Below are 23073 nucleotides of genomic sequence, written 5' to 3'. Positions count from 1 at the left end.
GGGGTGCGAGTGAACGGGAAGACCACACCGTCCGTGGGCCGCGACGTCCGCCCGCCCGGGCTCAACGCCGACGAGCCGACCACCCTGCTCACCTTTCTCGAGTACCTGCGCGAGGCCGTCATCGGCAAGACCGTCGGGCTCTCCGACGAGGACGCCCGGCGGCCCGGCGTCGCCTCCGGCACCAGCCTGCTCTGGCTGGTGCGGCACCTCACCGCCGTCGAACTCAACTGGTTCGTCTGGGCCTACCGGGGCGCGGACGTCGAACCCTGGGACGACGACGCGCCCTCGCCCGGCGACGAGACGGTGGCCGGATCGGTCGCCGCCTACCGGGCCGCGATCGCCCGGGCCAACGAGGTGATCGCCGCCGCGGCCACCGACCTCGACCACCCCGGCGTGCGCTCGCTGCGCCCCGACGCCGAAGCCCCGTCGATGCGCTGGCTGCTCGTCCACATGATCGAGGAGACCGGCCGGCACGCCGGCCACGCCGACATCCTCCGCGAACAGCTGGACGGTTCGGTCGGTCGCTAGGGCTTGGGCCGGGCACCGACCGCTGCCGGCGGGGGCGGCAGCGGCCCGCGAAGCGCTCAGGCCGCGATGGAGAGAACCCGCTGAATCGCCCCTGATGCCCCGCCCGGCTCTTCGTCCTCCGCCACCGGGGCGAAGGCGGCGTGCGGATGCTCCCGAAGCAACTCCATCCACGTGCGGACCGTGGTTCCGTGCGGTACGGGGACGACGCTGACCGGGCGGGCCGGTAGCCGCGGCGACATCACGGATGCCACAAGGCTGTTGTCGATCATCGTTACCAGGATCGACTGGTGGCCGATCCGTCCGATGCGTTCCATGACATGACGCGCGGGCTCGTCGGCGGCCGCCACGATCAGGTCGTGCTCACCGGATCCTGCGCCACCGTCGATGCTGGAGAGGAAGTTCATGAAACCGGTGATGTCGTTCGACCGGAGACGTTCGATCACGGCATCCCGCGCCAGATCGAACGACGGGTCGTCCGACGCCGCGCGGAAGTTCAGGGACATCGAGTTCGCCACGGCGAAGTCGATCTCGGTCATCTCTTCCCGTGTCGGGTAGGCGATGTCATCGGCCAGGCCGTGCTGGGCCAGCCACTGATTGACCTCGGTCCACAGCCAGACCTGGGAGCGGCCCGCCGTACCTTCCGGAGGGGGGAAGGGGGTGCCTCCCGACTTGCGGCTTCCGTTGATCCACTGGGCCACGTTCTGGCGGGTCCGGTCGGTCCGGTCGGCAATCTCATGGATGCCCACGAGATCTCGGTCGAGCCTCAGCACCCGAAGCTGGGGAAGTGTCGCGTGTGCCACCGACACCGCACCGAGTGCGGCCTGGACGGCAGTGTCGCCGTCAAAGGCGACCGTCAACAAATTCAAGCTGCCCGCGCGGGCCAGCATTGCATCCATCTGCTCGCGGAGGGTTTCAACCGCCGAATCGTCGTCTACATCGACACCGGCGACAACGAAGGTGAACTCGTACTCCATGGCGTCCCCCTTCTGCTCGACATCCTCACGATGGCAGAAGTGTTGTCGTTCGTCAACGGTTAAATAGCCATAAAGTGGACATTTCGCTGTGTGACTAGTTGCGGGGCAACCCTGTCAGGCTTCGGTTGGCGGCCTCGGGCGGCAGTGGGCAGCGGGCGGCCGTACGGTTGATCCGCTTGGCTTCGTTTCCGGCATTCCTCGGGGTGCTGCTGATCGGGATCGTGGTGCACCGGGCCGCGCACGGGCAGTAAAGCCTGCCCCAGTGTCCGTCCTGGTGGAGAGCCCAGCCTTGGGCCACCCACTTTTCCAACGCCTCCCGAATCTCCTTCTTCGGGTGGCCGCCCGGCGACAGGGGGGCGCCTACCACCAGGGCACCTCCATCGGGCTGTGTCCGGCATGCCGCCCGGCCGGGTGCGCCGCCGCGCATCCGGAGAGTCGAACGTCGAGGCGGGAGGAAGCGGCCTCGGTGACGGCTCTGGCCGGGGCCGAGTCAAGGTCGAGCAGAGACACCAAGTGCCCTTTCGCGCGCTCACGGCCCCGGTTGGAGTGCTGTCCGGCCTGGGCGTGTCTGCGCCGCGGCTTCAGCGGGCCGTTCGGGTGGTGCGAAAAGCCTAGCCCTCTGCCGGGCCGTGCCGCTTCCGTGCCGCGAAGCAGCTGGTTGTATGTCAGTTCCTCACCCTGTGCCGCGGTTCAGCGCGGCCGTCCCCCCAGGAGCGGTCGCGTTGTCGGGTCGGGGTTGGCGCTGACGGTGTTCCGGGCGGCGGCGGCGGCCGCCGCGCTCTGGCTTGAACTCCACGCCAAGGTCGATGCGTTGGCCCGCCGTTACGAGGTGGCCACCGGTCCCGGCCGGGATGTCGTGCTACTCGACGGGGTGGAGGGGACGGTCCATGAGCGACTGAGTGGCTGGTCAGCTGATCACGGCGGCCGACTGGGCCGCCGCCACCACGGCCTCGGTGGTGGTGACCTTGGCGAACCGCATCGCGTGCAGCACCGCCCCGGTGGCGCGGGCGAGTTCGGCGGCCGGGACGGTCACGCCGTCCGGGCCGGCCATGTCGAAGGTGTGCATGGCGTCGGCCGGGAAGACGGTGTCGTAGCCGAGGTTGCCGGCCATCCGTGCGGTGGTCTCGTTGCACACGTTCGTCATGATCCCGGTGATCACCACCTGCCGTGCGCCCCGCTGCTGGAGCCAGGCGTGCAGGTCCGGCGTGCCGTAGAAGGCGCTGTTGACCGGCTTGGTGATGTGCAGGTCCGCGCGCACGCCCGCGACCACGTCCTTGAGCTCGAACCCGGAAGTCCCCGGCACCAGCGGTCCGACCTGCGACGCGTGCTGCACCACCACGATCGGTCGTCCGGTGCTCTCCCATGCGGAGACCAGCTCGCCGATCCGCTGCTCGGCCTCCGGGTTGTCGCGGGTGCCCCAGAACGCGTAGTCCTCGAAACCCTTCTGAACGTCGATCAGGACGAGGACGGAGTCGGTGTCAATGGTCAGTGGCGCGTCGAGCGCGCTGGTGTTGGTCATGGCTCCATCCTGCAACGCGACGCGTACCGTCCGTGATGGGTCGTGGTGCCAGGTATCGATAGATTTCTGCCAGGGTGCGCGGTCCGGTCCCACCGGCCGGGCACGTGTTGGTTCCGGGCCCCAGGGGTCGGCCGCCGCTAGATTTCTGCCATGCGCAGGGTGGGTTGTCTGATCTTCGATGGTGTCCGGCCGTTCGACTACGCGGTGATCGGGGAGGTGTGGTCGAACCGGGTCACCCGGCCCGGGCTGCCCCATTTCGAGCTGCGGGTGTGCGGACCGGACGGCGCCCGGGTGCGGCTCGGGGGCGGCCTGGAGCGGGTGCCGGACTTCGGGCTGGACGCCCTGCTGGACTGCGATCTGATCGTCGTGCCCGGGCTGGAGAACCCGACGGAGCCGCGCGATCCGGCGGTCCTGGCGGCGCTGCGGGCCGCACACGAACGGGGCGTGTCGATCGCCTCGCTCTGCGCGGGCGCGTTCGTCCTCGCCGAGGCCGGGCTGCTGGAGGGCCGTACCGCCACCACCCACTGGGCCCTCGCGCCCGAACTCGCCCGCCGCTTCCCGGCCGTGGACGTCCACCCCGAGGTGCTGTTCACCGGCGGGGGCGACCTGTGGACCTCCGCCGGAGTGGCGGCCGGTATCGACCTCTGTCTGCACCTGGTCCGCGCCGCGCACGGCCAGCAGGCCGCCGCCGCGATCGCCCGTGCGATGGTCACCGCTCCGTTCCGGCCCGGCGGCCAGGCCCAGTTCATCCCCTCCCCGGTGCCGGAGGACGCCGGCCGCGGCGACGACACGCTGGCCCGGGCCCGCGCGGAGATCCTGGGCTCGCTGGACACCCCGTGGAGCGTCCGCCGGATGGCCGGGCTGGCGCTGATGTCGGAGCGCTCCTTCGCCCGCCGCTTCGGCGAGACCACCGGCACCACCCCGCTGCGGTGGCTGCTGGAGCAGCGGGTCCTGGCGGCGCAGCGGCTGCTGGAGGAGACCGACCTGCCGGTGGACGCCATCGCCGTCCGCTGCGGCTTCGGCTCGGCGGTGTCCCTGCGGCCCGCCTTCGTGGCACGGGTCGGCGTCGCCCCGCGCGAGTACCGGCGGACCTTCCGGGGACGGGAGGCCGGTTGGCGGTAGTCGACATCGAGGTGGCAGGGGAAGCCGTTGGAGCTCTGCCGCCCCAGCAGCGTGAACCACTCGCCCGGAGGCTGCCGCAGGACGGCGATCGGCTCGCCGAAATCCTCGGCCACCTCGCGGGAGGGCGGGATGCGGGAGTCGCGCGGGCCGGTGCTGCGGAACCTGGATGCACCCCAAGTGCGTTGCACAGGAAAGGTATTGGTCAAGTACACCATCGGCGTGGAGGGGTGTCGACGGGATTCGAAACCTTGGCCCAGGGGTCGCCCAGGCGTCGAGGTGGGAACTCAGCGTGATCGCGTGGCCGCCGAGGGTGTGAAGAACTAGACTGCCGATGTGAGCGTTGCGCACGACTACGAGGACATGCACCACCTGGTGGATCGGATGACCCCGACCCAGGTGCGGCGATTGATGCTGCTCGTCACGCAGGACGAGGAACTGGCGCCGGTGGCGGAGGGCCTGACCGAGGAGGACGAGACTCGGGAGGCGGAGGCCGAGCACTCCGACCGGCTGCTGTCCCTTGCGGGAATCATCGATGGTCCGGCGGACCTTGCCGAGCGGCTGGGCGTGGATCGGGTGGCGACGTTGGATCGTCGGCACTTCACGGTCGTGAAGCCCGCGCATTGCGCCGTTCTCACCTTGCTGCCCTGAGTCGCACAGCGCATCGATGGCGCGTCGGCAGATCGGCCGACGCGCCATCGCGGATCGTCGTCGGTGAGTGTTCGGAGGCCGGCAGCCGCCGGTTGCGGTGGCTGCCGGCCCTCCTGTCGTCCCGGGGTGGGTCGGCAGTTGCAGTGCCACTGGTAGTCGACCGGGGGAGTCCGGCCGGCGCCGTGCGGGAGCCGGGCGCTCGGAGGGGGGCGGGTTCCCGGGGGCGAAGAACCGTTCGGGACTCTCCTGCGTGATGGAGGGGGACCGGACGATCTCCCGTAACTGTCACCCGAGGCGAGGCATGCGATGTCAGGAGACCAGCCGTACGAGGGGCATGACGGTATCGCCCTCCTTCTGTTGACCCTGGCCGGTGTCATCGCAACCCCGGGGCTGTTCGTCTACGGGGTCCGGGTGCTGATCCGCGCGAGGCGGGCCGGAACGCGGGCGGCGGCCCTCGCTCCCGCCGCGGTCCTGACGTGGGCCGGGGTGGCCGGGATGTACACCTGGGGTCTGCTGCACCTGTTCATGTCCGATGACTACGGCGATTCCCGGGCCTGCACGGCGGCGGCGGGTACCGGCCGGGTGGTCGGCTACGACCCGTCGTTCGTCCCGCTGGAGTTCGGCTGCCGGATCGACGACGGCCGCACGGCGGGTGTGATCGTCCCCGGGTACGTCAACCCGGTGCTGGCCGTGCTGGCGGTCTGCGCTGTGGCGCTCACCGTGCGCGCGATCACCCGGCGTCAGGAGGGAACACGCGCCGCCGTGCCTGCCCCGTTGCCTTGACGGAGGGCCGGTCGCCGCCGCCGGTTGCGGCGGCGGCCGGCCTCCGACCGTCCCGGGGCGGGTCAGCAGTTGCAGTGCCACTGGTAGTCGACCGGGGGAGTCCGGACGGCGCCGTGGGGGACGGTGCGGGAGGCGATCGCCGGGTGGATCGTCCGGCCGGCCTTGATGGTCTCGGCGACCTTGATGTGCTGGATCTCCTCCGGGGCGACCGTCACGGGGTTGGCGCCGAGGATGACCAGGTCGGCGAGTTTGCCGACCTCGATGCTGCCCTTGGTGTCCTGCTCGAAGTACTGGTGGGCGGCGTTGATGGTGATCGAGCGGACGGCGTCCAGGGCCGACACGCACTGGTCCGGGCCGAGGACGACCTTGTCGGTGCGGGTGCGGCGGGTGACCTGGCTGGACAGGATGGCGATCGAGTTGGGCAGCGCCACCGGGGCGTCGTGGTGCGAGGTGTAGATCATGCGGCGCTCCAGCGCCCAGCGGGCCGGGGAGATGTTCGCGGCGCGCTCCTCGCCGAGGACGGTCTTCCGGTACCAGTCGCCCCAGTAGTAGGTGTGCATGGAGAAGAACGACGGGATGATGCCGAGCAGGGCGAAGTCGTTGATCTGGTCATGGCGGGCGGTCTGGGCGTGGATCGCGACCGTCCGCCGGTCGCCGGGCCCGGCCTCCTCGGTGGCGGCCCTGACCGCGCCGATGAACTGGTCGATCGAGGCGTCCCCGTTGACGTGCGCGAGCACCTGCCAGCCGTGCTCGTACGCCGTCCGCACCTGGGTCAGGACGACGGCGTCGTCCTTGATGGTGGGGTAGCCGCAGTAGTCGTCCGGCTTGCCCGCCGGGGGCTTCGCGTACGGCTTGGTGAGCCAGGCGGTGCGGCCCTGCGGGGAGCCGTCCAGGTACATCTTCACGCCTGCGGCCCGCACACCGTTGACGTACTTCGGGCCTGCCTCGACCGGGTCCCCGATCGTGTCCCGGTTCAGCACCGCCGCCGTGGACTCGTCGGCCCGCGCGTAGGCGACGACGTCGATCTCGAACGGCACGGCGGCGGCGATCGCCCGCAGGATGCCCAGGTTCTCCAGGGTGGTGCCGCCCTCCTGGACCGTCGTGAAGCCGAACGAAGCCGCCGACTCCGCCCCCTTGCCGAACAGACCGAGCCGCGCGGACTCCGGCAGGCCCGCCATCGCCGCCGCCGAGGCGGGGGAGAAGGCCGTCTCCTCCAGCACCCCGTTCGGCTCGCCGTGCGGAGGGGCTTCGACGTCCTCCCGGCGGCGGATGACGCCGCCGTCGGGGTCGTCGCTGTCCGGGGTGTAGCCGAGCGCCGCCAGCCCCAGGCTGTTCACCGCCCCCAGGTGGAAGGACTGGTGGATCGCCAGCACCGGCCGCTCGGTGGACACCTCGTCCAGGTCGTCCCGGGTGGGGTGCACACCCTCTTCCAGCACGGCGTCGTCGTAGCCGAAGCCGACGATCCACTCCGAGGCGCGCCCGACCGGTGTGTCCGCCCAGTCCCGCAGCTTCTGCTGGAGCGAGGCGATGTCGGTGACGTCGCCGTCCGGGTCGGCCAGCAGATTGGCGATGGTGGCCTGGAGGCCGATGCCCCCGAGGTGGCCGTGCGCGTCGATGAACCCCGGGAGCAGCGCCCGGCCTTCGAGATCACGCACCTGCGTGGCGGGACCGCGCCAGCGGTCGAGGGCCGCGGCGTGGTCGCCGACGAAGACGATGATGCCGTTCTTCACCGCCACGGCCTCGGCGGTGGGCGGCTCGGCCACCGTCACGATCTCACCGTTGTGGAAGATGAGGTCGGCCTCGTCGTACGGTGCCTGCGGCTGATCGCCCATGCTGCTTCCTCTCGCGCCGATTGCGGTCTGTCGTGCGGGCACTACCCCGGGTGATCGATCGTCAACCCCGCTTCGTCACACGGTGATCACGCTCTGCGTGCGTCCGGAGGCGGGGTCCGTGCGCCCGGGTGCGGGGGCGATCGGCGCCCGGGCGAACTCGCCGATCCCGCCCGCACGCGGGCGGCAACCCCGGTGCTCGGTCGGCTCGTTGGCGAGGAGCGACCCGCGTCCGCCCGCCCTTTCCCTGTCTGACCGACTGATCGCTTCTGATCGCCCAGCGATCCTGACCAAACATTTTCGATCACTCTGCGTTTTGCGCTGGTGCTGTGAGTAGTCGAGCAGTTAGCGTCGCCCAGCGTGCACGGATGATCCCTGTTCGATCAACAGAGGTGGTAGTTCATGGCACAGAAACCCAGGGTCGATGTTGCCCTCACTCTCCTGGAGGGCCAGGCGGAGCCCTCCCGGGCGGAGCTGGCGGAGGCGACCGCCCAGCTGACGCCGGGGATCTGGTTCACCGCGGCGTTGACCGCCCCCGCCGATGGGCGGCAGCCCGACGTGGTGTGGGACCTGACCGGCGCCTCGCCCTACGAGGGCCAGGTCGCGAAGGGCCGGGCCGCGGTCTACTACGCCAACCCGAAGTTCGGCCTCAGCCGGCCGTTCATCTTCTCGGACGGCTTCAGCTACGGCCCGAGCGACCTGCCCGGGCTGTTCGCGCACTTCAACCAGGAGTACGAGGAGGGCAAGCCGGGCTTCCTCGACCAACTGCTCCGCCGTGGCATCGACGTGATCCTGCTCGGCTTCGAGGAGCGGCACACCCACATCCAGGCCAACGCCGAGGTCGCGATCAGCGCCATCCTCAGGGCGATCGAGGAGCGCAAGAGCGACACACCGCTGACCGTCGGCGGGGTGAGCATGGGCGGGATCGTCACCCGCTACGCGCTCGCCAAGCTGGAGTCCCAGCAGGTCGACCACCAGACCGCGACGTACCTCTCGTACGACTCGCCGCACAACGGCGCCTGGATCCCGCTGATCCTCCAGCAGATGGCCTACTTCTTCGAGGACTTCACCCCCGCCGGGCCCGATGGGGCCAAGCAGGCCGATCTGATCCGGAGCCCCGCCGCGCAGCAGCTGCTCTGGGCCTGGGTGGAGAACTCCAAGTACAAGGGCCCGGTGGCCGCGCGGTCCAGCGAACTGCGGGACGACTTCCTGCGGGACTTCCAGAGCATCGGCAACTTCCCGCAACGCCCGCTCAAGCTCGGCGTCGCCAACGGCCGGGGCGACGGCGTCGGCCTTCCGCTGCCGACGGGCGAGGTCGCCTTCGACTGGCAGGCCCTGATCGCCAGCGCCACCGCCCGGTTCCAGCCGGACAAGGGTGAGAAGCAGAAGATCGGCGGCATGCACCTCGGCCTGGAGGTGCGCCGCAGTACCACCACCGAGGTCCCGGCGCTGGACAACGCGCCCGGCGGCACGATGGGCACCTTCGGCCTGGTCGCGGACGCGCTCAAGGCGAAGATCGCCGACGACTACCGCAGCGGCGCCTTCGTCCCGGCCGTCAGCGCGGTGGCGCTGGACTACGACCCGGCGAAGTGGGACGTCGACCTGAAGGCTCCCGTCCCCACGCCCGACAGCGGGAAGAGCCACCTGGACGACTACGCCCTCGACACCGACAACAACGAGCACGGCCACATCTCCGGCGCCCTGATCGACTGGATCGTCGAGCGCATCACCCCCTGACCCTTCCGGCCTGGTCCGGAGCACCCCCGTGGATGGGCTACGATTTACCCCATCACCCAGATGCGCGGGTGGCGGAATAGGCAGACGCGCTGGATTCAGGTTCCAGTGCCCGAAAGGGCGTGGGGGTTCAACTCCCCCCTCGCGCACAAAAGGTCAACCGACCCAATGCGGCCGGTCAAACCGACACCATGTCGGTTTGACCGGCCGTTTTGATGTCAGGAGACGCGGATCGCCCCTCACGACACCGTGAGGGGCGATCCGCGTTTTCGCTGTTCAGGTGGGGTGTGGGGGATGGTGGCGGCCGGGCACGGCCCGGGTGTGCGCCGGGGGTCAGGCCAGGTAGTAGTAGGGGGCCGCCCGGCCTGCCTCGGCGTCGAGGACCTTGGGATTGGCCTTCAGGTAGTTGTGCATGGCCAGGGCTGCCTCCGTGCCCTCGCCCGCGGCGGTGGCGATGCGGCGTTCGGCGCGGTAGCGGACGTCTCCGGCCGCGAAGACGCCGGGTTTGTTGGTGGCCATGTCGGTCACGTTCTCGAGGTCCTTCTTGTGCTCCTCGTATTTGAACGTCCCCTTCTTGATGGCGTCGAGGAAGATGTCCAGGCCGGTGGCGACGAGTCCGTACTTGTCCGTCTCGTTCTTGCGGACGACGGTGATGCCCGCGTCCTCGATCCACTTGGTCTGGGGGTCGGCACTGATGAGGGCGTAGACGGCGGTGACGGCGTACGACTTGGCCTTGGCGACCACCGTCAGTTTCGCGTTCGGGTTGTCCGGCGGCGGGGTCTTGATGGCGTCGAACTCGGTGGCCTCGGTGTTCTCCACGACGGTGATGTTCTTGTCGGCCCTGATCTTGTCGGAGATCACCTTGAGCATCGTTTTGGTCAAGGTGTCGCGGATCAGCATGACAACCTTGGCGCCCTTGCCGGAGAACATGAGCGCGGCCCGTCCGGCCGAGTCGCCGCCGCCGATGATCATGATCGTGTCCTTCGCCGTCACGCCCTCCGCGTCCGCGGGCAGGGCGTAGTAGTAGATGCCCTCGTCCTCGAAGGCGGCGGCGGTGGGCTGGGTCAGCTTGCGCGGGATGACGCCGGTGGCGAGCAGGACCAGTGAGGCGCTCACCGTCACGGCGTCGTGGGGGGCGTCCGAGTTCGTCGCGGTGATCTCGTGCTTCTTCGTCTTCGGATCGTCGCTGGGCTTGAAGGCCGTCACGCCGTAGCCGGGAAGCCACTGCGCCTCGAACTTCTTCGCCTGGAGGACGGCCCTGTGGCACAGGTCGCCGGCGTCGATCCCCTCATCGAACCCGAGGTAGTTGTCGATCTGGTTGACCGCCGTGGCGGCCGTTCCGCCGGGGGCGTACTGCTCGATGATGAGCGTGGTGAGGTCGTAGAGGCTGCGGGCGTTGATGGCTGCGGCCAGGCCGGCCGGGCCTCCCCCGATCACGACGAGGTCGTACGTCGAACTCTTCTTGGGGAGCAGCAGATCCATCGTCGCCGCGAGCTGGGCCGGCGTGGGGTTTTTGAGAGTCGTCGTGCCGACCGTCACCACGGTGTCCGTCGCGTTCGGATCGATCGTCACCTTGACGTCGTAGTCGCCGAGTTCCAGAAACCGCTTGATCCGTTCGACCGTCTTGTCCTTGGCTTTCGCCGTGATCGTGGCCGTGGGCTTCGGCATCGTGCTCCTCCTTGCGGACGGCGGGGTCCCGTTCGGGGCGGTGCCTGCGCTCCACCCGGCCTTTCCTGGAGGGTCGGGACGTCCGATGGGGCGCCATCCGGGCGGATCATGGACCTGAGGGGAAGGCCGGAAACCGAAGGGCGGTCAGCTGCGCCCGAACGAGTGGAGGGCCTGGCTCTTCCCCCTCAGTCCGTCCAGGACCATGTCCGTCAGGCGCTCCGGCAGGTCGGGCTCGATCGGGCGGTGGCCGAGCAGGGCGCGGGTCTGGAGCGGGGCGCAGAGCAGTTCCAGGGCCAGGGCCGTGTCGGTGTCCGTGGGGAGTTCCCCGCGTGCGACGGCCCGGTCGACGATGGCGCCGGCCTGGTCGAGGCGGGACTGCCAGAAGGTCTGCCAGGCCTCGGCGAGGTCGGGGTCGTCGGAACTGAGTACGGCCGCCCGGGCGACGGAGCGGCCGGTCGGGGTGGCGAGGTACTGGGCCAGCGCGCGGGCGAAGGCGGCCAGGTCGGTGCGGACGGCTCCGGTGTCGGGGACGGGGATGCCCTCGTTGCTGCCGGTGAGCATGGCATCCAGCACGAGCTTCTCCCGGGTGCCCCAACGCCGGTACACCGTGGTCTCGTTGACCCCTGCGCGCGCCGCCACCCCGGCGATGCTGAGCCGGTCGACGCCCTCCTCGGCCAGCAGCTCCGCGGCGGCCGCCAGAACGGCCTGGCGCACGCGCGCGGCACGGCCGCCCGGGCGGCGGCGGATCGGTTCCGGCTCTTCTTCGGTCATGCGGATCACCTCGGCCACCACATTAACGCAAGGATGCTTGCGTTAGGCGTCGCCCGGGCGCATAGTCGTTAACGCAGGAATTCCGGCTTTAAGTGCGACAGGAGGCACCACCATGTCCTTCACCTGGCCCCTGGACCCGCAGGACCTGTTCGTCGAGCGTTACCCGCAGATGGCCCTCGGCCTGCCCGCCGACGAGGTGGACGCGGTCCGCGCCGCCGTCACCGAGATGTGGCCCGACCGGCCCGGCGGCTGGGTGTACGAGTGGTCCGCCCTCGCCGCCCGCCACGCCGAGGCCGGGCGCCACCGCCTGGCCGCGCAGGCGTACGGCTGGGCCAAGTTCCCCTCGCTCGCCGACGACCCGAAGCGCACCGCGCTCGCCCGCCAGGTCGAGCAGTACGTGCTCGCCGCCCCCGGCTTCCCGGTGGAGTTCGAGCGCCGCACGCTCACCGTCCCCTACCGCGGCGGCGACGCCACCTTGCCGGTCCACCTGATGGCCGCCCCCGGCCTGCCCGCCGACGCCCCGGTCGTCCTCGCCAGCGGCGGCGTGGACTCCTGGAAGACCGACCTGCACGGCATGTGGGAGCAGCTCGCGTTCACCCTGCCGGCGCGGCTGCTGCTGTTCGACCTCCCCGGCACCGGCGAGACCGCACACCTGCCGATGACCCCGGACGCCGGGGCCGAGGTGATCGCCGCACTGGTCGGCTTCGCCCGCGCGGCCGGCAACGGGAAGGTCGGCCACTTCGGCATCTCGATGGGCGGCTACTACTCCGCCCGGACCGGACTGACCGGGGCGGTGGACGCCTCCGTGGTGCTCGGCGGCCCGGTGGAGCGCTCCTTCGCTCCCGGTCGCGGTTTCGCCTTCGGCATGGACGGCATCGTCGGCAACGCCCTGGGCTTCGACGCCGTGCCGACCAGGGCTGAGCTCGACGAGGCCTTCGCGGCATTCGACCTGCGCCCGCTGCTGGACCAGGACGCCAACGGGCCGATGCTGGTGGTCAACGGCGCCGAGGACGTCCACGTCCCCCAGGACGACACCCTGGTGTTCGAGGGCCGCCGGGACACCCGGGTCGAACTGATCCCGGACACCGGCCACTGCGCCATCTCGCGCTTCGACGAGGCGATGGCCGTGATCGCCCCCTGGCTGAAGGACACCCTGACCGGCTGATTCGGCGCTCCTGCCACGGGAAGCTCACCGCGGCGGCCGGCTCAGGAGAGCGAAGGGGCTGCTCCGGGCGAGCAGCCAGCCGCGGGTGAGCGTCCGAACGGTGAGCGGCGTCCGGGAAATGATCTCCATCCGGCCGGGAACGCAGACGGGAGCGCCGGTGGATTGCTGCTGGTGGAGGATTGCGTCGGTTGGCCACGAACAGATGAGGCCGGTCAACCCCACGGTTGACCGGCCTCGTTGTTTTCCGTCGCTTCCTGCAACTCCTTCACTTCACACCTGGAAGCTCTGGATGTCCGATGTCGAGCTCGTGAAGCCGTTGGTCGAAATGACCCTCACCTGAACCTGTGTCCCCGGAGAGAACTGGCTTCGGTCGATCGTGATCGTCGGGTTCTTCAGGCCGACCCCGACGGTCTGCCAGGTCCGTCCCCCATCAGTGCTGACCTGGGTCGCAAAGGTCTGACCGTCCTGCGGTACCGGGCCGAAGTCCAGATCCAGCCCGACGTTCCCGTCCTGTGCCGTCGTCGGACGGGCGCCGCGCAGGACCGGGGGCGGGGCTCCGGGGCGGAAGGTGTCCACGACCTGTCCGCCGACGAGCAGTTCGACGGACGCCGGGTCGGTCCCCACCGGGAGGACCGCGTCGACCAGGCCGGTGCGATCCTGCCCCGGTTCCGGGTCCGACGACAGCTTGACCGTGACCGGGAAGTCCTGCGGCGGTGCGCCGCCGGCCTGCTGGATCCGCAGGACCACCGGGACCCCTCCGTCCGGGCCGGCGCCGTCCGGCTGTTCGGCCTGTCCGGCCGGGGCCGGCCGGGCCGGTTGCTGGGCCGCCGCCGACACCGGGTTGACGAAGCGGATGGCACCGGCACGCTGGGTGAGGTTGACCGTCCCGACCACGCTGACGAGTTGCCCGGCGTCGGGTGCCGCTCCCCGTGCCGCTTCGTCGGCCGCCGGTATCGGGGCCGGCACGGTGGTCACCGAGAGTTGCGGGAACCGGTCGTCGGGGCGGCCACCGCTCCGCGTGGTGACTCTCAGTTCGTGGGCGGCCTCGCGGAGCGGAGCCACCGGGGTGGGCGCCGGGGCGCCGGCTGCGAGGGAGTCCTCGGCCAGCAGGCGCCGGCGGATGCCCTCGTAGGTGTAGCTGCAGGGCCACTGGAGGTTGCAGTAGGTCATGACATCGTGCCAGGGCACCCCTGGCTTGGCGGCCATCGGCAGATTCAGCTGGGGGTCGCCCACGTCGAATCCGGCGAAGCTGTTCGCGTCGTCGGCCAGCTGTCCGTTCTGGAACGGGTAGTTCTGCAGGTCGTCCTTCGATTCACCGCAGAATCCCGGGTGCTTGCGGCCGTAGGTGTGGCCGAGTTCGTGCCCGCCGTACCAGTCGGCGTACGTGCCGTCGAAGTCCCAGCCCCAGGTGGCCGCACCGCACGGCGACGAGGCGACGGTGGTGGGATCGGGTGTGTCGGGCACCCCGGAGGCGCATCCGCGCATGAAGAACCCGCCGTCGGCCGCCTGGCCGATGTAGTGGGTGCGCCGGTCACCGCCGGCGCTGATGTCGAGCGCGCGGATGGCGGCGATCTGGGCGTTGGTGTCGGTGCACTGGAACGGCGGGGTGGCCGTGACGTCGATGACGGCGTGTGGTGCTTCGACGACGTCGGCCACCGGGTAGGCGCGCCTGAGCCAGCTGATCAGGAAGGTGTGGTCCATGTCCCGCGGGGTGTAGGTGACCGGGGGGTTCCCGGCGGCGGCCATGGTGTAGCGCAGCCCCAGGACCCGCACCCGGAGCGGCGGGGAGGTGTGGAACCACACGGTCGGGCCGCCGGACGACCCGTTGAACGGGACGTCGGCACCCGTCATGGTGTCGGTCAGGGAGATCGAACTCACGCTGAGTGCCCCTTCGGCCGTCAGCACGCTCGGCACGACGAAGTTGAGGCTCAGGCTTGCGTCGGCCCGACGGGTGGGCAGGTCCTTGGGTGTGGCCGGATCGAGGGAAACGGTATTGGCCGAGGAAACGGTGATCGGGGGATCGGTGGGCGACCGGAGCAGGGTCACGGTGCCGTTCACGCCGGTGGCGGGGCCGCTCGCGCCGCTCACGTAGGCGCGGATCACGGTGACCTTGCCGGCGATCAGGGTAACGCTGTGCTGGAGGTCCTGAATGGCCTGGGTGACCTCCGTGGCGTCCAGTACGGCGAGCGTCTGAGTAGTCATGACTGACCCCTTGGAGGAGCGTTCCGGCCCTTTCAGGCTATGCCGCCGCAGGGCTGTCCGCCGTTCGGCGGCGACCCCAGAAGGGACTCAGAGGCCAACGCCGCTCCTGGCCGTACGCGTACGCATGATTCCTTCGGTAGGCCGCCGCGATGCCGTCCAGGAACGCCGTGTAGTCGGCGAGCGATGCCCTCGTCCGTCCCCCGTCGGCGAGGCAGTCGGCCACGGCCCGTCCGGCGCGGGCACCGGTGTGCAGTGCGGTGAGGATGCCCTGCGAGGAGAGCGGGTCGAAGGCGAGGGCGGCGTCCCCGGCCGCCACCCAGCCGGGCCCGGCCGCCGGGGTGAGCCGCAGGCCGTGGGCCGGCGTCCAGCGCGGCACGGGCGTCGCGGCCGGACCGTGTCCGGTCAGGCGGCGCCGGACGTGGACGGTGCGACTGAGCGCGTGCCAGAAGCCCTGCGGGGTCCGCAGGGACGGCTCGGCGAGGTCGGCGTCGGTCAGATGGGCGACCAGGCGCCCGGCCGGGATCCGGGTGGTGTACCACCAGCCGTGCGGCGCCGCCTCCACCAGGGTGCGGGCCTCGGCGTCCCCCGGGCCCTCCGGGCCGGCCGGCTGCGCCGGGCCCGACGGGTGGCGGTCGGGGAACACGGCGTACGCGGCGACGAGCCGGTCCTGCCGTCGGCGGTGGCCGCCGCGTCGGCCGATGACGCAGCGTCGGCCGGTCGCGTCGACCGTCCAGCGGACGGACAGCTCCGCCACGGCGCCGGTGGTCCGCTCGCGGACGATCAGGCGGTCGTCGATCCGCTCCAGTGCGGTGGCCTGCCGCAGTTCGGCGCCGGCCGCGACGGCCGTGTCCCGCAGGAAGGCGTCGAAGCGGAGCCGGTCGAGGTGCCAGCCGTGCCCGTACGGGTCGAACAGGTGGCTGCGGCCGTGCAGCGCTTCCGACCCCCAGGCGGCGTACGTGCCGGTGGAGACGGGGTGACCGGACGCCAGGAAGGCGTCCAGCAGCCCGAGGCCGCCGAGCAGCGGCCGGGCGGCGGGCGGCAGGAACTCCCCGATCTTGAACGCGGGCCGGGCGGGGGGCGCGGCGCGTGGCGGGGAGTGGCCGCCGTCGTCCAGGAGCACGACGCGGTGGCCGGCCCGGGCCAGGACGAGCGCCGCCACGGCGCCCGCCGGACCGCCGCCCGCCACGGCGGCGTCGACGGCGTCGACGGGGCCGGACGGGCGCACGCGAACCGGCGGGCGAGGGCTCACCGGCTGGGCCGCAGGCGCTTGACCTTGTCGATGAACCCGGCCGAGACCTCCTCGTCGGGAGCGTCCGCCATGGTGGCCGCGGTGGCCAGCGCGGCCGCGCCCAGGACGGGGTCCGCGCCGCGTTCCACGTGCACGGTGACCAGGTTGCGCCCGGCCGGCGGGGCGGGCTCGGCGGGGAAGCTCACCTCGGACTCCACCAGGACCTCCGCCGGGAGACGGGGATCGTCGCTGGGGCCGGGCCGGCGCTCGACCACCCCGAGCCTGCCGAAGTCCTGCACCATCGCGTTGATGGCGGCCGTGTAGTCGCGGGGCAGCCAGCGGAGCCAGGTCCGCCGGTTCTGGAACGCGGCCAGGCGATCGGCGATCGGGCGGGAGGTGTCCATCACCACGTCGTAGTCCTCCTCGGCGAGCACGTGGTTGGGCACCCGGGCCGGCCAGAAGGTGGGCAGGTACGGGTCGTACGGGCCGAAGCCGAGCGAGACGCCGTACTCGTAGCCCGACCGGCAGCTCGCCGTGTCGGTCTGCCACGGCACCGCCATCCACCGGGTCAGGTCGCCCGGGCCCTGGGCGTGCAGCGGGCCGTCGAGGGAGAGCGCGAGCTCCGGCGTCAGGGTCTGGCCGTAGTCGGGCGGGGGAGGCGCCGCCGGGTCGCGGTGCCGCACCCGGAACGGGCCGCTGTACAGGGTGATGTGGCGCATCGGCCAGGTCAGCTCGCAGCCCGGGTGGAAGGCGTCGGCGAGGCAGAACGACAGGGCCGCCCGGTCGAGGGTCCCGGGCTGTTCGGCGAACGGGACGTCGTCGAGGGTGGCGGGCGGCGCGGCCGTCGGGTCGTAGTCGTCGACGAAGTCCCCGCGGGCCCAGCGCTGCAGGAGGCGGTACTGCAACGCGGAGAGCGCCATGTGCTGGCGCACGGACTGGGGCGGCAGGTTCATCGCGTCGCCGTAGACCGGCGGCCAGGGCACCGGTGACATGCCGTCGCGGTCGTAGTCGCGGACGGCGAGCCAGATCTGCCGGCGCAGTTCCCGCTGGACGGGCGAGGGGTCGGCCAGCGCGGCGACCCGGGCGGGGTCGAGGAGGAACTCGCGGCCGCCGAAGCCGAACTGGGTGGCCAGGCCCTTGTTGACCCACTGCAGGCCGGACAGCCGGCGCAGCACGGGCAGCACGTCACGGGTGAACGAGACCTGCTGCGGCTCGGGGAGCTGCCCGGCGCTGAAGAAGGAGTCGCGCACCAGGTCGTACATCGTGCGCACCGAGGCGAGTTCGGGCGCGTAGTTGGGGGGCGCGGTCACCACCCAGCCCGGCTCGACCGGGATCGGCCGTCCGTCGATGCTCACCTCGGCGGTGACCGGGCCGTCGGAGGTGTCGTCGTACCAGCCGTCGTTGTTGGCGAAGGTGTCGGCGGGGGTGCCGGTCGACGAGGCCGAGACGCCGTGGCCGCCGAGGAAGATCAGCCGGCCGCTGTCGTCGGTGCGCAGTTCCCCGAGGTAGACGGGTTTGCCCATGAAGGTGCCGGTGTCGAAGCGGTACTCGGGCTTGTCGGAGCGGTCGCGGCCGCGCACCGAACGGGGGCCGGGGTCGATGACCAGGAGGTCCTTGCGCTGGTCGGCCTGGATCTTGGGGTTGCGCAGGTTGCTGGCGTCGGACTGGTTCGCCTCCGGGATGTCGAGGGCGATCTGGAACTGGTACCAGGCCGCCTTCGAGTTGGCGACGTGCACGGTCCAGCGCAGGTCGGCGTTGTCGGCGGTCAGTTCGGCGACCGGCTGGCCGGCGGCGTTGTAACCGTAGACCCGGAACCGGACGGCCTGGCGCTTCAGGGCGCCGGTGACGTCCTTGTAGCTCCCGGCGGGCAGCGGGGCCGGATCGTCGACCTCGGGGGCGAGGACGAAGTCGTCCATCGTGCTGTCGCCGACCCGGGCCACGCCGATGGCCGGGTGCACGGCGGCCCGGACGATCCGGGTGTCGCGGGCCGCCGGCGGGGTGATCTGCGGACGGGCGGGGCCGGGCTCGGCCGTCGGGACGCCGTTCACGTCGCGGCGCTGTTCGGCCGAGGCCAGGTACACCGTCCTGCGCACCTCGGCGATGCTGCCCACCGGGGTGTGCTCGGCGAGACCGTGCCACGGGTTGAGGGAGAGGTTCTCACCGTACGCGGCCTGGCCGCGGGCCGTGACGTCCTGCTGCTGGAGGGTCAGCCGGGCCACCTTCACGGGGGCGCTCTCGGACTCCTCCCACCGCACGGTCGCCCGGTCCAGCGGCATCTTCTCGTCGTCGGTGCGGAACTGGAGCATCAGGTCGAAGGCCGCCGGACCGGCCTTGAGCCGGTGGACCAGGTCGGCACCGAGGTAGGTGGGGTTCTCGTCGGGCGGAGTCGCCGCCGGGTCGCCGGTCTCGCAACCGGCGGGCACCAGCTTGTACTTGACGAAACGATCCGGTCCGAAGGCGTAGGGGAGCACACCCCAGTAGGTGGCGGTCAGCACGCTCGGCTCGAACTTGGCCATCGCGTCGAGGATTTCGCGGGTGACCGGATGGGCTTCCAGGTACTTGTCGTAACTGCCGTCGATGACACCGGCCTTGGTGAACTCGCACATGTCCTGGGCGGTGTCGACGAAGAAGACGTCGAAGTTCTGCAGCAGCAGGTCCTGGGTGCCGGCCTCGGCGTAGCCCTCCAGCAGCTTCGGGCCGGGCACACCGAACAGCTTGATGCCGATGCCGAGGGTGGTCATCAGGTCGGGACTGCCGGGCACGGTGTCGCTGGAGAACCGCACCCAGGCGGACAGGCCGCCGGCCTGGGTGCGGGTGCTCTCCAGGAACCCGACGCGCAGGTCCGCCGGCAGGTCGTCGGCGACCGTGAGCGTGCCACGGGCCACGCCGTGCGGTTTGAGGAACACCGGCCGCTTGACGGGGTCCTGGCCGCGGGCCATCCGCACGCCCTGGGTCAGGTCCACGAACATCTGCTTCAGTGCGCCGGCCGCGTTCTCGGCGCAGCCCGGCAGGGGTGGCAGCCCGGCGGTGTCGTCGAAGGGCTCGGGGGTCCCGGTCATGCTGTGCTCCCGTCGGTGCGGTGGTGGGTCGGGGCCGGCGGGTCGCTTCGGGCGATGCCGCTCGCGGCTTCCGGATCCCAGACAAGCGTGCACAGACCTGCGAGGGGTGGCGCGCCGACGTACCCCCGAAACGACCAGGCAGCGGGCCCGGTGCGGACCATCTCACTCCAATCGGTCAGCAGCGGTCGCCCGGTCCGGGGCCCCGGTGGCAGCGTCGTCGATGGGATGTGCTGGAGAGGATCGGGGACGCGGTGCGCAGGGCCGTCCTCGACGAGGTCGCGGGGCTCGACCTCGCGCCGCCGCCGCGTGAGGCGCCGTTCGGCAACGCCGGCTCACCGCACGACGCGGTGGACGCGTCGGTGTGGCGGCCGGGTCCGATCGGGATCGTGATGGCGCCGGAGGAGTAGTGGGCACCGCCGAGACCGATGCGGCCCGGGCCGGGGCGACGTGCCCGAGCAGCCTGTGCGCCCCGGGCCACCTGCTGCTCGGCATCGTCCGGCAGGACGGGACCGTCGCCGCACTGCGCCCGCCGCCGGCAGTGGACGCCGAGTTCACGGCCCGGGCCTCCGCCCCCGGCCTGCGCCCGCCGGAGGCACGGTTCCGCTTCGCCGGGCCCTGCGTCGAAGCGGCCTGCGGCCAGTGGGAGGGGGATCGGCCCTCATAGGGTCAGGTCAGCCGACCCCATGTGGCCGGTCAGTCCGACGGGATGTCGGGTTGACCGGCCGTTCTGGTGTTCGTGGACGCGGAGGGCCCCTCACGAAATCGTGAGGGGCCTCGCGCGTACGCCGACAGCCGTTACCGCGACAAGTTCTCCAGAGCCGACAAGATGACACACAGGACGTTGTCGATGGCGGGGGCAAGGGAGGAAGTCGCCAATGCGAAACCGAAGAGTACGCCAACGATCCCAGTGAATACGACGGCCGGCCGGTGGTGGACGAGGACAAGTGCGAGGAACACAAGGCCGAGGAAAATGACAGCTGAGATCGAATGCAGCACGGACAGTCCTTTCTGTCGAGGTGATGCAGTGGAACAGGCCTCCGGGTAGCCATGCGCTTCATGGAGGGGGGCATGCCTGCGCAGCCCGCCCGGACCGGTGGCAAGCATCACCTGATCAGCGATGGCAGCGAGATCCGGCTCCTCGCCCTGGTCGAACGGCATCCCGCCGGTCGCTCGTCCCGCCCGCCTGCGGACTCATCTGCCGACGACGGCTCAACAGGCGGTTCCAGTGGTCGTGCGACGAGTTCGTCGGCGCATTCCGCCCCTTCCGCCCCCTCGTGTACGGGCGGGAGACGGTGAGGGAGCCGGGCCCCGGAATGGTTCTTGGGGATCGCCGCCCATGGGGCTATTTCTATGCGACAGGGATCGTCCTCGCCATCCAGCGACCTTTTCCGCGCGCTGCCAACCGTGTGAACAGGAGGGGTTCAAAGCCCGGGTGATCGCGTGAACCCGCAGGTCACAGCGGCGTGGAGAGCTCCGGCCGGCCTGTCGCACAGATACCGGGATTCCGACTGAATGGGGTGACCTCGCGGAGTCGCCCTGAACGGACGTCGAGGGGGAGTGTCCGGTCGACGGCGGATCTGATGATCAAGGAGGTGTCGGCGGTGGCCGGGCTCACGGTGGCCGTAACGCTCCCTCGATCGGGGGAGGCCGCCGGTGGGCTGCCCGGCCATACTGACGATCATGATCAGGGGAATCCGGCCGCTGCTGCGCGGCTCCACGTACGCGGGTGCGCTGTTCGCCTACTGCGGAGCGCTGGCGAGCCTGCCGCTGCTGCCTTTCGCCATGCTGCCGGCGCTGGTGTGGCGGTCCGCTCCCTATGGGGTTCGGTTCGTGCTGACCCTGTTGGTCTGGGCGGCACTGATCGTCGTGGTCGGGCTGGCCCGCACCACGCGGCGGGTGCTGATCGTCGGCGCGCGTCGGCTGCTGGGGGTTCCGTTGCCGGATCCGGTGGCCGCGCGTCGGTCCGCGCGCTCACCCGGCACCGCGTCGGCCCCTGCCGTGCCGTCCGGTGCCGATCGCTGGCGGACGCCGCTCTGGCTGCTGCTGCAGGTGGCGCTGGGGTGGACGGGAGGCCTGGCGGGCACGGTGCTGCTCGGCGCGGGCCTGGCCCTGCCGGGGGGCTGGACCTCCGGTGAGGCACGGGTGAGCTGGTCCGGCTGGTCGGTACAGGTGGCGGGTGTCTGGAGCTGGGTGGTGGCGCTCGTCTGTCTGGTGCTGGTGCCGGTTGTGTGTGTGGTGGTGACGGGTGCTTTGCGGTGGCTGGCGCCGGGGTTGTTGGGGCCGTCGTCGGCCGAGCGGCTTGCGCTGGCGGCGGAGCGGGAGCTGCTGCTGGCCGAACGCAACCGGCTGGCCCGTGAGTTGCATGATTCGATCGGGCACACGCTGACGGCGGCCACGATTCAGGCGGCGGTGGCGGGTGAGGTGCTTTCCGTCGATCCGGTGGCGGCGCGGGCGGCTCTGCGTGGTATCGAGGAGTCGGCCCGGGCCGCGTTGGAGGACCTGGACTATGTGCTGGGTGTGCTGCGTGAGGAGGAGCCGGGGACGGCGCCGGCGCGGACCCTGGCGGATCTGCCCGAGTTGCTGGACCGGTTGCGGTGCGCGGGTGCGGTGGTGGAGCCGGTGCTGTCGGGCGACCTGGCGCGGGTGCGGGGGACGCTCTCCCGGGCGGCGTACCGGATTCTGCAGGAGGGGCTGACGAACGCGTTGCGGCACGGGGCGGGTGGTCCGGTCGAGGTCCGGGTGACGGTCGCGCCGGACGGGCTGGAGCTCGGCGTGGTCAACCGGACCGGGACCGGAGCGGGGACGGGCACGGGGGCGGGTGTCTTTCCGACGTCCGGGCACGGTCTGCCGGGGCTGGCCGAGCGGGTGCGGCTGCTGCACGGCGAGATCGAGGCCGGTCCGGACGGGCCGCGGCACTGGCGGCTGGCGGTCCGGCTGCCGATACGGTTGTCGGCATGACCGACCCTGCCGGCGCCCCCGTGACGCTCCTGATCGCGGACGACGACGAGGTGACCCGCAGTGGTCTGCGCATGCTGCTCGCGGCACAGCCGGGGATCACGGTGGTCGGGGAGGCCGCCGACGGCGTCGAGGCCGTCGAGCGGGCGCGGCTGCTGCGGCCGGACGTGGTCCTGATGGACGTGCGGATGCCGCGCTGCAACGGGATCGAGGCCACCCGGCAGTTGCTGGCCGCCTCGGCCGAGCCGCCGAAGGTCGTGATGATCACCACCTTCGAGAACGACGGCTACGTCACCGCCGCACTCAGCGCGGGAGCCAGCGGATTCGTACTCAAACGGCTCCCGGTCCGCCAGATCGCACAGGCGGTACGGGTGGTCGCGGCGGGAGAGGCGATCCTCTTCCCGGCGGCGCTGCGCCGGATGGTCGCGGCCCGTCCGCTGGGTTCCGCCGAGGCGTTGCCGGGGGCGGCGCTGACGGGGCGGGAGGAGGAGGTGCTGCGGCTGATGGCGACCGGTCTGTCCAACCCGGAGATCGCGAACGCGCTCGGGGTGAGTCTGGAGACGGTGAAGACGCACGTCGGGAACGTGCTGCTCAAGCTCGGCGCGCAGAACCGGACGCACGCGGTGGTGATCGCGTACGAGTCCGGTCTGGTGGTCCCGGGGTCCACCGGCTGACCGGACGGCCAGGGCGGCCGCCAGGGTCCGCTTCGAGGCCCGGACCGCGCGTCCGGGCTGCCGTGCCCCTGACCTCGGCGGCCCCGCACTCACCCCAACATCGGTGCACAGAAGGGAGTTTGACGACAGCTGGTAGTGCTTTGTCAGGTGGTGTCGTAGGTCTGCCATGGGATGGGTTGTCGGCATGTGGGGCAGGTGCCGGTCCAGGTGGCGA

The 23073-nt window shown here is 71.2% G+C and carries 19 protein-coding genes and 1 tRNA gene; 11 read left to right on the top strand and 9 right to left on the bottom strand.

Features of this window, described 5'->3' with window-relative positions:
* Positions 1-9: 9 nt before the first annotated feature.
* The gene (locus AB0P06_RS16985; RefSeq protein WP_363608069.1) at positions 10-528 is read left to right on the top strand and encodes a DinB family protein; all 519 of its coding nucleotides are present in this window, start codon (positions 10-12) and stop codon (positions 526-528) included.
* A gap of 56 nt (positions 529-584) precedes the next feature.
* Here AB0P06_RS16985 and AB0P06_RS16980 read toward each other — a convergent pair whose 3' ends face one another.
* Together AB0P06_RS16980 and AB0P06_RS16975 are read right to left on the bottom strand one after the other, a co-directional pair.
* Complete coding sequence (locus AB0P06_RS16980; RefSeq protein WP_363608068.1) at positions 585-1502, bottom strand: hypothetical protein; 918 nt, start codon at positions 1500-1502, stop codon at positions 585-587.
* A 907-nt stretch (positions 1503-2409) separates the two neighbouring features.
* Positions 2410-3021 carry a cysteine hydrolase family protein gene (locus AB0P06_RS16975; RefSeq protein ID WP_363608067.1) on the bottom strand — a complete coding sequence of 204 codons (612 nt, stop codon included), beginning with the start codon at positions 3019-3021 and terminating at the stop codon, positions 2410-2412.
* 150 nt (positions 3022-3171) lie between these two features.
* Between AB0P06_RS16975 and AB0P06_RS16970 the strand changes: the two genes are divergently transcribed.
* The 3 genes from AB0P06_RS16970 to AB0P06_RS16960 all read left to right on the top strand — a co-directional run bounded on the left by AB0P06_RS16970 (position 3172) and on the right by AB0P06_RS16960 (position 5574).
* Positions 3172-4143: a helix-turn-helix domain-containing protein gene (locus AB0P06_RS16970; RefSeq protein WP_363608066.1), complete on the top strand. Its 972-nt coding sequence runs from the start codon at positions 3172-3174 to the stop codon at positions 4141-4143.
* A 333-nt stretch (positions 4144-4476) separates the two neighbouring features.
* Positions 4477-4791, top strand: coding sequence for a hypothetical protein (locus AB0P06_RS16965; RefSeq protein ID WP_363608065.1), 315 nt, complete (start codon positions 4477-4479; stop codon positions 4789-4791).
* A gap of 306 nt (positions 4792-5097) precedes the next feature.
* Entirely contained in the window at positions 5098-5574 is a 477-nt protein-coding gene (locus tag AB0P06_RS16960) for a hypothetical protein (protein ID WP_363608064.1), read from the top strand.
* A gap of 62 nt (positions 5575-5636) precedes the next feature.
* Here AB0P06_RS16960 and AB0P06_RS16955 read toward each other — a convergent pair whose 3' ends face one another.
* Entirely contained in the window at positions 5637-7406 is a 1770-nt protein-coding gene (locus tag AB0P06_RS16955; RefSeq protein ID WP_363608063.1) for an amidohydrolase family protein, read from the bottom strand.
* Positions 7407-7805: 399 nt separating this feature from the next.
* Here AB0P06_RS16955 and AB0P06_RS16950 point away from each other — a divergent pair, with 399 nt between their 5' ends.
* Both AB0P06_RS16950 and AB0P06_RS16945 read left to right on the top strand, forming a co-directional pair.
* A complete protein-coding gene (locus tag AB0P06_RS16950; RefSeq protein WP_363608062.1) occupies positions 7806-9140 on the top strand; it encodes a hypothetical protein in 1335 nt (444 codons plus the stop codon).
* Positions 9141-9202: 62 nt separating this feature from the next.
* Positions 9203-9286 (top strand) — tRNA-Leu (locus tag AB0P06_RS16945).
* Positions 9287-9470: 184 nt separating this feature from the next.
* Here the strand turns inward: AB0P06_RS16945 and AB0P06_RS16940 are convergent.
* Positions 9471-10805 (bottom strand): NAD(P)/FAD-dependent oxidoreductase, encoded by a 1335-nt coding sequence (locus tag AB0P06_RS16940; RefSeq protein WP_363608061.1) that lies wholly within the window; start codon positions 10803-10805, stop codon positions 9471-9473.
* 144 nt (positions 10806-10949) lie between these two features.
* Positions 10950-11576, bottom strand: coding sequence for a TetR/AcrR family transcriptional regulator (locus tag AB0P06_RS16935; protein ID WP_363608060.1), 627 nt, complete (start codon positions 11574-11576; stop codon positions 10950-10952).
* 112 nt (positions 11577-11688) lie between these two features.
* On the opposite strand from AB0P06_RS16935, the gene AB0P06_RS16930 reads away from it, so the two are divergent.
* Positions 11689-12741, top strand: a complete 1053-nt coding sequence (locus tag AB0P06_RS16930; RefSeq protein ID WP_363608059.1) for an alpha/beta hydrolase — start codon at positions 11689-11691, stop codon at positions 12739-12741.
* 270 nt (positions 12742-13011) lie between these two features.
* Here AB0P06_RS16930 and AB0P06_RS16925 read toward each other — a convergent pair whose 3' ends face one another.
* The 3 genes from AB0P06_RS16925 to AB0P06_RS16915 are packed head-to-tail and all read right to left on the bottom strand — an operon-like array spanning position 13012 to position 19230.
* Positions 13012-14943 (bottom strand): hypothetical protein, encoded by a 1932-nt coding sequence (locus AB0P06_RS16925; RefSeq protein ID WP_363608058.1) that lies wholly within the window; start codon positions 14941-14943, stop codon positions 13012-13014.
* Positions 14944-14980: 37 nt separating this feature from the next.
* Positions 14981-16168 carry a tryptophan 7-halogenase gene (locus tag AB0P06_RS16920; RefSeq protein WP_363608057.1) on the bottom strand — a complete coding sequence of 396 codons (1188 nt, stop codon included), beginning with the start codon at positions 16166-16168 and terminating at the stop codon, positions 14981-14983.
* 20 nt (positions 16169-16188) lie between these two features.
* Complete coding sequence (locus AB0P06_RS16915; RefSeq protein WP_363608056.1) at positions 16189-19230, bottom strand: LodA/GoxA family CTQ-dependent oxidase; 3042 nt, start codon at positions 19228-19230, stop codon at positions 16189-16191.
* Positions 19231-19457: 227 nt separating this feature from the next.
* Here AB0P06_RS16915 and AB0P06_RS16910 point away from each other — a divergent pair, with 227 nt between their 5' ends.
* Entirely contained in the window at positions 19458-19637 is a 180-nt protein-coding gene (locus tag AB0P06_RS16910) for a hypothetical protein (protein WP_363608055.1), read from the top strand.
* Entirely contained in the window at positions 19637-19894 is a 258-nt protein-coding gene (locus tag AB0P06_RS16905) for a hypothetical protein (protein ID WP_363608054.1), read from the top strand. The genes AB0P06_RS16910 and AB0P06_RS16905 overlap by 1 nt, the downstream gene beginning before the upstream one ends.
* A gap of 131 nt (positions 19895-20025) precedes the next feature.
* Here the strand turns inward: AB0P06_RS16905 and AB0P06_RS16900 are convergent, their stop codons facing one another.
* Entirely contained in the window at positions 20026-20388 is a 363-nt protein-coding gene (locus AB0P06_RS16900) for a hypothetical protein (protein ID WP_363608053.1), read from the bottom strand.
* Between the two features lie 495 nt (positions 20389-20883).
* Between AB0P06_RS16900 and AB0P06_RS16895 the strand changes: the two genes are divergently transcribed.
* Complete coding sequence (locus AB0P06_RS16895) at positions 20884-22188, top strand: histidine kinase (protein ID WP_363608052.1); 1305 nt, start codon at positions 20884-20886, stop codon at positions 22186-22188.
* Positions 22185-22859, top strand: a complete 675-nt coding sequence (locus AB0P06_RS16890) for a response regulator transcription factor (RefSeq protein WP_363608051.1) — start codon at positions 22185-22187, stop codon at positions 22857-22859. The genes AB0P06_RS16895 and AB0P06_RS16890 overlap by 4 nt, the downstream gene beginning before the upstream one ends.
* Positions 22860-23073 lie beyond the last annotated feature (214 nt).

This window comes from Kitasatospora sp. NPDC088351 (assembly GCF_040685575.1).
In the GTDB taxonomy this organism is placed as follows: domain Bacteria; phylum Actinomycetota; class Actinomycetes; order Streptomycetales; family Streptomycetaceae; genus Kitasatospora.
The sequence above is the reverse complement of the archived record's forward strand: the minus strand, read 5'-3'. Positions and strand labels throughout refer to the sequence as shown.